The organism is Armatimonadota bacterium (assembly GCA_016223145.1).
Classification (GTDB): domain Bacteria; phylum Armatimonadota; class Fimbriimonadia; order Fimbriimonadales; family Fimbriimonadaceae; genus Nitrosymbiomonas.
In genome coordinates this window covers 54,860-67,201 of sequence record JACRPN010000004.1, presented here as the reverse complement: position 1 = coordinate 67,201, position 12,342 = coordinate 54,860, and the positions used below count along the sequence as shown (strand labels likewise).

8 protein-coding genes are annotated in these 12,342 nt (G+C 59.8%); 6 read left to right on the top strand and 2 right to left on the bottom strand.

Annotation, left to right across the window (positions count from 1 at the left end; genetic code table 11):
- Positions 1–9: 9 nt before the first annotated feature.
- Together HZC36_01570 and HZC36_01565 are read right to left on the bottom strand one after the other, a co-directional pair.
- Positions 10–930 carry a DUF1848 domain-containing protein gene (locus HZC36_01570; GenBank protein MBI5705657.1) on the bottom strand — a complete coding sequence of 307 codons (921 nt, stop codon included), beginning with the start codon at positions 928–930 and terminating at the stop codon, positions 10–12.
- A gap of 483 nt (positions 931–1,413) precedes the next feature.
- Positions 1,414–2,181, bottom strand: a complete 768-nt coding sequence (locus HZC36_01565; protein MBI5705656.1) for a helix-turn-helix transcriptional regulator — start codon at positions 2,179–2,181, stop codon at positions 1,414–1,416.
- Positions 2,182–2,437: 256 nt separating this feature from the next.
- Between HZC36_01565 and HZC36_01560 the strand changes: the two genes are divergently transcribed.
- The 6 genes from HZC36_01560 to HZC36_01535 all read left to right on the top strand — a co-directional run bounded on the left by HZC36_01560 (position 2,438) and on the right by HZC36_01535 (position 12,328).
- Entirely contained in the window at positions 2,438–4,288 is a 1,851-nt protein-coding gene (locus HZC36_01560; GenBank protein ID MBI5705655.1) for an alpha-L-fucosidase, read from the top strand.
- Positions 4,285–6,336, top strand: coding sequence for a beta-galactosidase (locus HZC36_01555; GenBank protein MBI5705654.1), 2,052 nt, complete (start codon positions 4,285–4,287; stop codon positions 6,334–6,336). Before HZC36_01560 ends, HZC36_01555 begins: the two co-directional genes overlap by 4 nt.
- A gap of 85 nt (positions 6,337–6,421) precedes the next feature.
- On the top strand, positions 6,422–8,722 hold the full coding sequence (locus HZC36_01550; protein ID MBI5705653.1) for a glycoside hydrolase family 2 protein: 2,301 nt from the start codon (positions 6,422–6,424) through the stop codon (positions 8,720–8,722).
- On the top strand, positions 8,719–9,822 hold the full coding sequence (locus tag HZC36_01545) for a glycoside hydrolase family 5 protein (GenBank protein MBI5705652.1): 1,104 nt from the start codon (positions 8,719–8,721) through the stop codon (positions 9,820–9,822). Before HZC36_01550 ends, HZC36_01545 begins: the two co-directional genes overlap by 4 nt.
- Positions 9,819–11,384, top strand: coding sequence for a glycoside hydrolase (locus tag HZC36_01540; GenBank protein MBI5705651.1), 1,566 nt, complete (start codon positions 9,819–9,821; stop codon positions 11,382–11,384). Before HZC36_01545 ends, HZC36_01540 begins: the two co-directional genes overlap by 4 nt.
- Positions 11,381–12,328: an esterase family protein gene (locus HZC36_01535; GenBank protein MBI5705650.1), complete on the top strand. Its 948-nt coding sequence runs from the start codon at positions 11,381–11,383 to the stop codon at positions 12,326–12,328. Before HZC36_01540 ends, HZC36_01535 begins: the two co-directional genes overlap by 4 nt.
- Positions 12,329–12,342: the final 14 nt, after the last annotated feature.

Sequence of the window (12,342 nt, the reverse complement as noted above, 5' to 3'; positions counted from 1 at the left end):
GTGGGTCCGTTACACGATCAGCCGCAGTTGGGCGTTGCTCTCCTGCTTCTTCTGAAGTGAGCCATCAAGACACGACGATGTCCGATCATTCTCCTTCAGATTCCTCGCGGCCGTCTCTTGATCACGATTCGCATAGCAGTAGGCACATCCCTGCGGACAGGTGTCGTATTCCCCGATATCGACGCTTCGGATGCAGTTGCATCCAGCCCGTGTGGGAGCGTGTCGAGGAGCCACCAAGATGGCACCCACGTCTCGAAGGCGGACCGGATCGATGCAACACCCTTCCGGAAGACCATCGGCGACGAGTGGCTGCGAACAGACCCTGAGCAGCATTCCTCGCTCGCTTGCCAGTTCTGATAGGCGTCGAACGAGGCAACTTTTCTGCTCCAGATCGGGATCGCGCCATCGGACCCCGGTTGAGGCAGTCAAACGGTCCAGGTTCTGCCGCACCTTTCGGTAGGGCTCCACGAAAGAAGTCGCCACTTCGTCGGAGATCCCCACGAAGGAGTCGGCGATTCGGGCGAAGTTCTCTTCGTGCCACCTCGGAGTCATCGCCTCCGTAACGACGATCGGGTCGTAGCGCCACGCAACCGTTCGCGGGCCGCACGTGTCAATGATCCTCCGGCAGCACTGGACAACCGACCCCCAACTCGCCACAGACCGCTCCATCGGCGGGCCATAGCCAGTCACTGTGACGTGCATGTAGAAAGGGAACCCGCGGCGCGCGATCTCGGAAAGCGCCGGCACGAATGGCTTGGGGTTCTTGGTCCAGAAGACGAAGGCATCCACGTCTTCACGTGCCAACGACACGCGCTTGGGCTGCCTCGTGAAGGAGTTTCGCATCACGGAGTAGCCTTCATCAAGCCGATTCAGCATCCAATCGCCGTAAAACGCTGGGATGTCGGTCTTGCGGCTCGCGGAGATAACCACGGTCCTTAGAGTATAGCAGACATACGCCTACATATATTCTGGAATTTGCTGGTCGAGAAACGGGATGCTTGGTCTCTCAAATGTCTCTCAATTCACAGAGACAGAATGAGACTTCCTGAGACGTCTGTAGATTCAAAATCTGTTCGCTGAACCTGCCATTCTCTCCATGGGGTGGAAGAGGTCGCACGTTCGAATCGTGTCGCCCCGACCAGCACAGCTTGCACAGAACAAGCCAAGAGTGTGCTTTGTCTCTCAGTTGTCATTCAACTCAATTGAGAGACCAGCTGAGAGACCCGAGGGGTATTTGAGTTTGTAACCTCTTCCCTGGAATGGAAGAGGTCCTCCGTTTGGCTCGGGGCAGGAATCGGGCAGAAAGTCTGAACTTAACTTCGCCCTCGTCTGTACGATCGATGAGCCGTTCGGAATCAAAGACGAGGCGAAGCGACATGAGACGGGATCCGACGATCCAGTTGGCCCACGGGCTCAAGGCACTTGCTCGACGCAAGATTCGCGGATCTGGCGGGCGGTCATCTGAAAAGCACGCCGCAGCTTGCGGCCCAGGTGGCTAGAAGAGCAGAAGCCCGAACCGAGAGCGACCTGTTCGATGGGCAGTTCCGAGTGCTTCAAGAGATAGACCGCGTGTTCGAGACGGATGCTGTCGAGCACCGATTGGGGAGTCCGGTCCAGGACTATCCTGAAGTATGAAAAGAGGGTAGATCTGGAGATGTTCAGGCCGCGAGAGATCGTCTCCACCTTGAGCGAACTGCGGAAATCGCGCCTGAAGTGGCCGCAGACGGTGGCGACGACATTCCGGGCGACTTGGGATTCCTCGGCTTGAACGGCACAACGCTTCATCAGGACATCGAGCATGGATGCGCAATGGCGGATGACCGCCTCCCGCTGGATTCCGTTGCTGTACCATTCGCGGACGAGCAAGTCCAGGACGGCGCGAATCGGCTCCCCTTCGAGATCATTCCCAAAACGCGGCCAACCCAGCGGATGCTCAGAAGCGACCAGGACGTGATAGAGGAAGTAGCGGCCATTCGGGGAATCACCGTGAACGGTACTCGGGGGAAGCAAAATGAAAGTGCCGGGTTCCATTTCCCGGACTTCTTTCCCAATCCTCTCCCTGATCGAGCCTTCGCCGAGGTAAATCAGCTCCCAGGCGTGCGCATGACGATGATCTGGAAAGTCGGTCGTGCCCTCATAGCCTCCGGCATAGACCACCTTTGGCGCTTTTCGCCGGCTCATCTTCTCATCGTAGCCCAGAACCCGACTTCGTCACCATAGTACGCAATTCGAATCGCGATCAAGCAGATGGCCGCGTATTTGCTAGCACGAGAATCCGAAAATCCTTGGGAGAGTTGGGCAAGAGTCTTGACTCCAGACCTCTGCGAGTCGCTACAGGGCGGGACATACTTTCCCTATGGCAAGGATTTCGAGGGGCGCCCTCTACTGCGCCGCAGGCGCCACGATCGCTTTTGCCGATGCCCAAAGTTTGCCGGTCATGCCTGGGCCGTTCAAACCGACGATGGACTCGTTGAAGAGGTACGAGTATCCGGATTGGTTTCGCGACGCCAAGTTCGGCATTTGGGCGCATTGGGGGCCGCAGTCGGTGCCGATGGACGGCGATTGGTACGCGCGCGGCATGTACGAGCAGGGCAGCGGCCACAACAAGTACCACCTCGCCCACTACGGCCACCCGTCGACCTTTGGCTATAAGGACATCATTCCGCTCTGGAAGGCCGAGAAGTGGGACCCGGCCCGGCTGATGAAGCTCTACAAGAAGGCGGGCGCGAAGTACTTCGTGAGCATGGGCTCGCACCACGACAACTTCTTCTTGTGGAATTCGAAGCTGCATGCTTGGAACTCGGTCCAAATGGGGCCGAAGAAGGACGTGGTCGGCATCTGGCAGCGCGAGGCCAGGAAGAACGGCCTGAAGTTCGGCGTCTCGGAGCACCTTGGGGCGAGCTTTACTTGGTTTCAAGCGAGCCACAGCGCCGACAAGACCGGTCCGAAAGCGGGAATCCCCTACGACGGCGCCGACCCGCAGTTCGCTGATCTCTACCACGTGAAGGCGGAGCCAGGCGATACCGCCTGGTACAGCAACAATCCGAAGTGGCAGCGAAAGTGGTACGCGAGCATCAAGGAGTTGATCGACAACTACCACCCCGATCTGCTCTATAGCGACGGCGCCGTGCCTTTTGGGAACGAGGTCGGGCTCAGCATGATCGCCCATTTCTACAACACAGTCCCGAACGGGGTTTACAACTGCAAACAGAAGTCGGAGGGGCGGTGGGTCGAGGACCTCGAGCGCGGGAACATGGCAAAGATCGACCCCCACCCATGGCAGACCGATACCTCCATCGGCGACTGGTTCTACAACCGGAATTGGAAATACCGCCCCATCAACTGGGTGGTCAGCATGCTGGTCGACAACGTGAGCAAGAATGGCAACCTCCTGCTCAACGTGGTGCAGCGGCCGGATGGCTCGATCGACCCTGACGTCGAAACCATGCTGGAACAGATGGCGGACTGGATCAAGATCCACGGTGAGGCCATCTACGGCTCTCGGCCCTGGCTGGTCTATGGAGAAGGAGCGCCTCGGGCGCGAGGCGGCTCTTTCAACGAGGACTTTGGCTACACCGCGAAAGACATTCGGTTCACGACGCAAGGTCCTACGATCTATGCGATTTCGCTCGCTTACCCTGGGAACGACGAGCTGCTCGTCAGGTCGCTGGGGAAGACCGACGATCCGTCTCAGAACAAGATTACGAGCGTTTCTTTGCTCGGGTACAAGGGGAAGCTCGAATGGTCGCAAAGCCGTGCGGGATTATTGGTGAAGCTTCCGGCCAAGAGGGTCTCCAATATCACCGCCGGACTGAAGATCAAGGGTAAGAACCTGAAGCCGGTCCCGATACCGATCGTGGTTCAGAAGGTCGAGGCCGATGCCAAGGGTGTCCTGAACCTCGCTCCCGGCCTGGCCGAGCTCCACGGCGAGACGATCCATGAAGAGGCGAAGGACGGCATTCCCAACCTCGGCTTCTGGTTCGACGCGAAGGACTGGGCCTCGTGGACGGTGACGGTCCCGGCCGCCGGGACCTACCGAGTGAGCGCGTCGATCGCCTCTTTGAGCGATGGCTCCGAGCTGGCTGTTCGCGCCGGCTCGCAAACCGTCGTCGGGATCGCGCCGAATACGGGCGACTGGGCAAGGTTCAAGACGATCGAACTCGGGACGTTCAAGTTCGACAAACCGGGCGACGTCGTCGTTTCGGTTCGTCCGAAGGATGCCGCGACCTGGAAAGCGATCAACCTCCGCTCGGTCGTGCTGACGCCGGCCAAGGAGATGGGCCGATGATTTTTGCTTCGCTAGCCGTCGCGCTCTGTATTGCCATGGAAAACCAGACCAGCCTGATTCCGCCAAATCTATCGCCCGGTACCGCGAAGATGCCAAGCGGGATGTTCGTTGGCGCCTGCTATCAGCCGATCGACCGCACACCGGAGCTAATCGTTCAAGACATCGCGATCATGCGGGCAGCCGGGTTCAACGTTGTCCGCATGGGCGATCTCTCGTGGGATTCGTTTGAACCCGCCCAAGGCAAGTTCTCGTTCGAGTGGTTCGACAAGATCCTCGACCAGATGCATGCTGCCGGCATCCGCGTGATCCTCGACATTCCCGGCATGCCGGCGCCGATCTGGTTGCATCGCAAGTACCCGGGCATCGATATTATCAGCCAGAACGGCACGCGGCTCCCACCTGCGGAGCGGTACATGGACAACATCAGTGATCCGGATTACGCCCGACATGTGGTCCTCCTCGCTGAGGCCATGCTGAAGCGGTACGCCAATCATCCAGCGATCCTTGCGGTGGGCTACGACAACGAGATCGGCGCCGGTTTTATGTCCTACTCCGAGGCCGACCGCAAGCGGTTTATCGGCTGGCTGAAGCAGAAATACGGGTCAATCGAGGTGTTGAACAAGGCCTGGGCAACGCAGCGTTGGTCCCGTCGGCTGAACAGCTTCGACGACGTCGTTCTGCCGCTCAAGGATGGCCCCGGCCCCTCTGAGCGATACTTGGACCTCCACCGCTACTGGTCCGACGTCACTGTGTCTCGGTTAATGGAGCTGGAGGCCGTTCGCCGAAAATACATGCCGGGCATCCCCACGATTTCCAACATCTGGGATACGGCCTGGCGCAAGCCGTTTGACTATCTCTCGACCTACAAAAACTACGTCTCGTTCGGGGCCGAAGGCTTCTATCCGGGCGGTGCGATCGACGGCTCATTCCAGTCCCTGATGACCAAGGGAGCCCTTCCGACCCCCACGTGGCTCAACGAGTTCTCCGCAGGCGGTGGCGGCTGGTACGGCGATCCGGGCCGGAGCCGGATGCTCGCCAACGTGGCACTCCTCATCGGCACGCAGGGGATCTTGGCCTGGACGTTCAACAGCCACGCCGGAGGTGAGGAGCAGGCGCTCTTCGGGCTCGTCGACCACGACGGTAAGCCGTCATGGAAGGTTCAGGAGTGGGGGCAGATCGCCTCGCAGTTCAAGCTGCTTTCGAAGTACGGCTTTCCCCGGCGTTACGAGCCGCCGGTGGCAATCTCCTATGCCTTTGATAGCGCAATTGCATCTGCGCCCAACGGCCCCTCGAATACCACGAGGCAGTATTTCAAAACAGGCTATCAGGACCAGGTTCAGGCTGCATTCGAGCCGCTCTACCGCAAGAACATCGACGCCGCAATTATCAACATCGGGCGCGAAAGACTGGCCGCGTATAGGCTGGTCGTGATTCCCGCGCTTTACGTCATGGACGAGGCGAGCGCGAAGGCGATCCGCGACTACGTCGGTGCCGGCGGAACGGTACTGATGACCGGCTACTCGGCAAAGGAGAACGAACACGCCCAGTGGTTCGAGACGCCTCTGCCAGGAAAGCTAAACGATGTCTTTGGATTGAGAACCGCCGCGTTTTATCGGAACGATTCGGGCGTGAATTTCTCGCTCGACGGCAAGGCCGGCAGCACGAAGGCCGCGTATTACGAGATCCTCGAGCCCTCGACCGCCGAGGTGCTGGGACACATCACGAACCACTATCTTCCCGAGCCCGCACCGTTCCTAACAGTGAACAAATACGGGAGAGGGAAGGCGTTCTACCTCGCCACCGAATCGAGCGTTTCGGCCGTCGGCGCGGCCCTGGAGGTCGTTAAGCGGGCGGCCGGAGTCCCGGACGGACCGGCCACTCCAGAGGGGGTGTTCGCTCGCGTGGTGGAGGGGCGAACGTTCTATATCAACACGAACTATTCGGATGTCACCTTCCCGATTTCGGGTACGAGAAAGGGACTGATCTCCAACAAGACGTTCCGTGGAGAGCTGACCCTGCCACAACGAGGAGCCGACCTGGTCGAGTAGCGATGGAGAGAGCATGATTACGCTTGTTCCCCTCACTTGCCTCCTCGCGACCCAAGCCACAGGCCCGACGCGCGAGCGGCTGCTCATGGACGCGGAATGGCGATTCGCCTTCGGCCATGCCACCGATCCCTCCAAAGACTTCGACCCGGCGCCTCCGGGCACGCATTTCAGCTACTTTGCCAAGGCAGGCACCGCCCAGGGAGCGGCGAAGGTGGAATTCGACGACTCGAATTGGCGAGTGATCGACCTTCCGCACGACTGGGCGGTTGAGCTACCTTTTGACCACCGCGGCTCCACCAGCCACGGCTCAAAGGCCCTTGGAAAGAACTTCCCCGAGAACAGCGTCGGTTGGTACCGAAAGACCTTCGACGTTCCAGCCGCCGACGAGGGCCGCCGAATCGGACTCGACTTCGACGGCATCTTTCGCGATTCGCAGGTTTGGATAAACGGCTTCTATTTGGGCCGGGAGTCGAGCGGCTACACCTCTTTCGGCTACGACGTCTCGGACTATCTGAACTACGGTGGACGCAATACGATTGCAGTCCGCGTCGATGCAAGCCTTGAAGAGGGATGGTTCTACGAGGGTGCGGGCATCTACCGTCACGTATGGCTTACGAAGACGGCACCGCTCCACGTCGCGCGCTGGGGAACTTCTGTAGCTACGACGCTGCAGAAAGGCCATGCGACTCTGTCCGTTCGCACAACCCTTCAGAACGCTGCGGATGCCTCAACTCGGTTTGAGCTCGCCCACCAGGTTCTCGACCCGGAAGGGCGATCGGTCGTCCAATGGTCTTCCCGACTCCAGAAGCTCGGACCCGGCGCGCAAAGTGAAGTGCCCGCCTCGCTCCGCGTCAAATCCCCCCAGCTTTGGTCGGTCGAAACGCCTACCCTTTACAGGCTCATCACGACAGTGCGGCAAGGCGGTCAAGAGGTCGACCGCTATGAGACCCCCTTCGGGATCCGCACGATTCGGTGGGATCCGAAAGCGGGGTTCTTTCTCAACGGCAGAAGGGTCCAGCTCAAAGGCGTGTGCAACCACCAGGACCACGCAGGCGTCGGGGTCGCGGTGCCCGACGAGTTGGAGGTCTGGCGGCTCATGCAGCTCAAAGAAATGGGCGTGAACGCGCTCCGGACGAGCCACAACGCGCCAAACCCCGCGTTGCTCGATGCGTGCGACCAGCTTGGAATCCTCGTGATGGACGAGAATCGCGAGACTGGGACCAACCCTCAGCAGTTGGAGAGCCTCCGGCGCCTGATCCTGCGCGACCGAAACCACCCATCGGTGGTGATCTGGTCTCTCGGCAACGAGGAGTGGTCGATCGAAGGCAACGCCAAGGGTGCTAGGGTAACCCGCAAGATGCAGGCGCTCGCTAAGGGGCTCGATCCGACAAGGCCCGCCACGGTCGCGATTAGCGGCGGCTGGGGCTCCGGCTCCTCCACGACGATCGACGTCATGGGTTACAACTACTTCACCCATGGAAGCGTCGACGATTTCTATCGTCAGTTTCCCGACAAGGCCTCCGTAGGCTCCGAGGACGGCGCGACGTTCTCTACCCGCGGCATCTATTTCGAAGACCGCGATCGAGGCTATCTCACGGCTTACGACAAGAACAAGGCGGACTGGAATGTCCTAGCCGAGGAATCAGTCAAGTTCTACGACGCTCGCAAGTTCGTCGCGGGCCAGTTTCAATGGACCGGCTTCGACTATCGCGGAGAGCCGACTCCCTTTGGCTGGCCGAACACGGTGTCCCAATTTGGGATCCTGGACCTCTGCGGGTTTCCGAAGGACAACTACTACTACTACAAAGCCTGGTGGTCTGGCCGGCCCGTGCTGCATGTCCTCCCGCATTGGAACTGGCCCGGCCACGAAGGCAAGGAGATCGAGGTTTGGGTTCACAGCAACGATGAGGAAGTGGAGCTTCGCCTCAATGGCAAGTCTCTGGGACGCAGGCCAATGCCTCGGCTCGGCCACCTGGAGTGGCATGTCCCCTACGAGCCGGGAGTGCTGGAGGCGATAGGCTTCCGAGGTGGAAAGCCGCGCGGGCACGAAATCGTCGAGACCACGGGTCCCGCTGTGGCGGTCAAGTTGGCGCCGCAATACGTTGGCCGGATTTGCGTTCTGAAAGTGGCAGCCGTCGATGCCAAGGGACGGGAAGTTCCGACGGCGCAAAACCACATACGCTTTCGACTGATGAATTGCCGGTTGCTCGGCGTGGGCAACGGCGACCCCTCTTCGCATGAGGCGGACGGCGTGTCAGAGAGGTCCCTGTTCAATGGCCTGGCGCAAATCCTCATCACACGGAATGCCGGCGCCGAGGTTGTCGCTGAATCTGACGGCCTGAAGCCGGCTTCGATCAAGCTCCCAATGTCCGGTAGGCGGCCATGATGAATAAGCTCAGCAAAACCCGACGAACCACAGCGCTCCTTGCTTGCGCTCTTGCATTCCGGTTGGCGTTGGCGCAACAGACACTCACCTTCGACAACTATCTTCAGAAAATGTCGCCGGCGATCAACTTTGGCAACACGCTGGAGGCGATCCCAACAGAGACCTCCTGGGGCAACCCCAAGCCGACGGACGCGTACTTCAAGGCTGTCCGAGCCGCGGGTTTCAGGAGCATCCGGATCCCGGTGGCCTATACGCAGTACTTGGACAAGAACCAGAAGATCGACCCGAAATGGATGGCCCACGTCACGGAAGTGGTGCGGATGGCCACCCGGGCCGGGCTCTATGCGATGATCAACATCCATTGGGATGGAGGCTGGATGCAGCCCACCTATGCCAAAAGGGACGCGGTCTCCGCCAAGCTGGCCAAGCTCTGGACCCAGATCGCCACGAACTTCAGGGACTTCGACGGCCGACTGCTCTTCGCCGGAACGAACGAGGTGATGGTGGACGGCGATTATGGACCGCCGAAGCCGGAATATGCGGAAGTGCAAAACGGCTATAACCAGACCTTCGTGAGCGCGGTGCGGGCCACCGGCGGCAAGAACAAAACGCGCTGGCTGGTCGTGCAGGCATTCAACACAAACATTGACTCAGGCGTCAAATTCAACGCGACCTTGCCGCAGGACCCCGCCAAGGGCCGGCTGATGTTCGAGGTCCATTACTACGACCCCTATCACTTCACCATTAACGAAAAAAGCAACATTTGGCAGTGGGGAGCCAAGGCTTCAGACCCCAAAGCGACGGATACATGGGGCAATGAAGACTACGCTGACGGGCAGTTTCAGAAGGTGAAAGAAGCGTTTGTGGACAAGGGGGTGCCGGTTCTCCTGGGGGAATATGCCGTCGGGCTGAAGAAGAAGTTTCCGGGCATGAGGCCGTTTCAGCAGGACTGGGTGAGCTATATCACCCGCTCGGCGTACCGGCACGGCGTGGTCCCGATGTACTGGGACGTCGGGTATGAGACCGGACTCTTCCATCGGACGACCGGTGCTCAGCAGGATCCCGAGCTGATTCGGATCCTCGTCGAGGCCTGCAAATGATCGGACTTGTTTGTGCGGCCGTGCTCATTGCTTCTCATCAAGGGGCTACCATGCGACAAATACAAGTTGACATCCGGGCCGTCGAAGGACCGCTCACGGGAATGTTTCGCGCGTGCATCGGGGCCGGAAGGGCGAACGAAGGTCTTCGTGCGGATTGGCAGCGGCAGCTCCGACAGGCAAAGCAGGCGTGCGGTTTCGAGTACATCCGGATGCACGGCCTACTGTGCGATGACATGGGCGTCTATCACGAGGAGCACGGCAAGCCGGTCTATAACTGGCAGTACATCGACGAGCTCTACGACTTTCTCGTCGATCTGAAAGTGCGCCCGTTTGTGGAGTTGGGATTCATGCCGAACGGGCTGGCCAGCGGCAAGAAGACGATCTTCTGGTGGCGCGGGAACGTGACGCCGCCGAAGGACTACAGCAAGTGGGCTGACCTCATCGCCGCCTTGACCCGGCATTGGATCGAGCGCTACGGCCTCGTGGAAGTGAAGAAGTGGTACTTCGAGGTCTGGAACGAGCCGAACCTGGACGGCTTCTGGGCGGGCGACCAAAAGGAGTATTTCAAGCTCTATTCGGTAACGGCACAGGCGATCAAGGCGGTCGAACCTTCGCTGCGCGTCGGGGGACCCGCGACAGCAGGCGCGGCATGGGTGCAGGAATTCATCCGCTATTGCGTTGAGAGCCATTCGCCACTGGACTTTATAACGACCCACAGCTACGGCGTCGACGTCGGCCATCTGGACGAATATGGTGGCCGCGGGACCGTGCTTAGCAAGAACCCGGATTCGATCATCGGCGACGTCAAGCGGGTGCGCCAACAGATCAAGGACTCCTCGATGCCCACACTTCCGCTTCATTTCACGGAATGGAGCTCGTCCTATACGCCGGCGGACCCTGTGCACGATAGCTACGTCAGCGCTCCGTACATTCTGGAAAAGCTGAAGTCAACATTGGGCGTTGTCGACTCGATGTCGTATTGGACTTTCACCGACATCTTCGAGGAAGCCGGTCCCCGGGCAACGCCCTTCCACGGCGGCTTTGGGCTCATCAACTATCAGGACATCAAGAAGCCCGCATTCCGAGCGTACGAGTACCTGAACAAGCTCGGGCCCAAGAAGCTGCGTTGCAGTGATTCTCGGGCTCTTGTGGCTGCGGACGACAAAGGCGTTCAGGCCCTGTTCTGGGACTTCACCAACCCGATACCCGAGAATGTCAACAATCAGCAGTTCTTCATTACCGACGTCAAGCCGAAGCCGAAGGGCAATGTCCGTCTTCTGTTCGCGGGTATGAAGGCCGGTGAGTATCGAGTGAAGGTCTACCGGGTCGGATACCGCGTCAACGATCCCTACGCCGACTACCTTGATCTGGGCCGGCCCAGCCAGCTCACCCGCGCTCAACTGGCCAAGATCATGAAGCGAAACGGTGGCGGCCCGATTCGTGAGGAGACCGTCAGGGTTCGCCGGGATGGATCGCTCGTCCGCGAGTATCCTATGCGCGAGAACGACGTCTATCTCGTGACCGTCGAGCCGACGTCATCAAGACCGAGGCAAACGCTATGACCGTTCTTCTTCTCGCAAGCCTGATTGCCTTCCAGCAGCCGTCTCGGCAGATCGTTCTCGGCGCGGACGACAAGCCCGCGTTCGCGCAGGCCCCCTCCGGGTTCGATACGCCGCGCGAGGGCGCTGCCCACGGAAAGGTCGAGGTCGTCGAATACGACTCTAAGTCGGTTGGAGTCAAGCGCAAGATGGTCGTCTATACGCCTCCAAACTATTCGGCCAAGAGGAAGTACCCGGTGATCTACCTCCTGCACGGCATCGGCGGTACCGAATGGGAGTGGCCGGGCGCAGGCCTTGCCAACGTGATCCTCGACAACCTGATCGCGGACGGCAAGGCGACGCCGATGATTGCGGTGATGCCCAATGGCAGGGCAAGGCCCAACGATCGCGCCGAAGGGAACGTGTTTGAAAGCGCCCCGGCGTTCGGCGTGTTCGACAAGGACCTGCTCGGGAGCGTCATCCCGTATGTCGACTCCCACTACGCCACCATAGCGGACCGGGATCACCGGGCGCTGACTGGGCTCTCGATGGGAGGCGGACAGTCCCTCAACTTTGGCCTAGCAAACACAAACACCTTTGCCTACGTGGGCGGGTTCTCATCCGCGCCAAACACCCTGGCTCCCGAGAAGCTCGTCCCCGATCCTGAAAAGGCGAAGTCGCTCAAGCTCCTTTGGGTTTCCTGCGGCGACAAGGACGGCCTGATCGGTATCAGCCAAGGCGTGCATCGCTACCTGAAGGAAAAGGGCGTGCCCCACGTGTGGCACGTCGATTTCGGCGGCCACGATTTTCCGGTCTGGAAGAACGATCTTTATTGGTTCGCCCAGAAGATCTTCCGCGCGGCCGGCCAATCGGCCGAAGCTCCCAAAGCCCTCCGGGACCGTGCCAAGCGCCTCGAGAACGCCGAGGCGTCCGCTTTCCTCAGGAATCACGCTCCCGATGGCCCGTAGACGACCTGAGACCT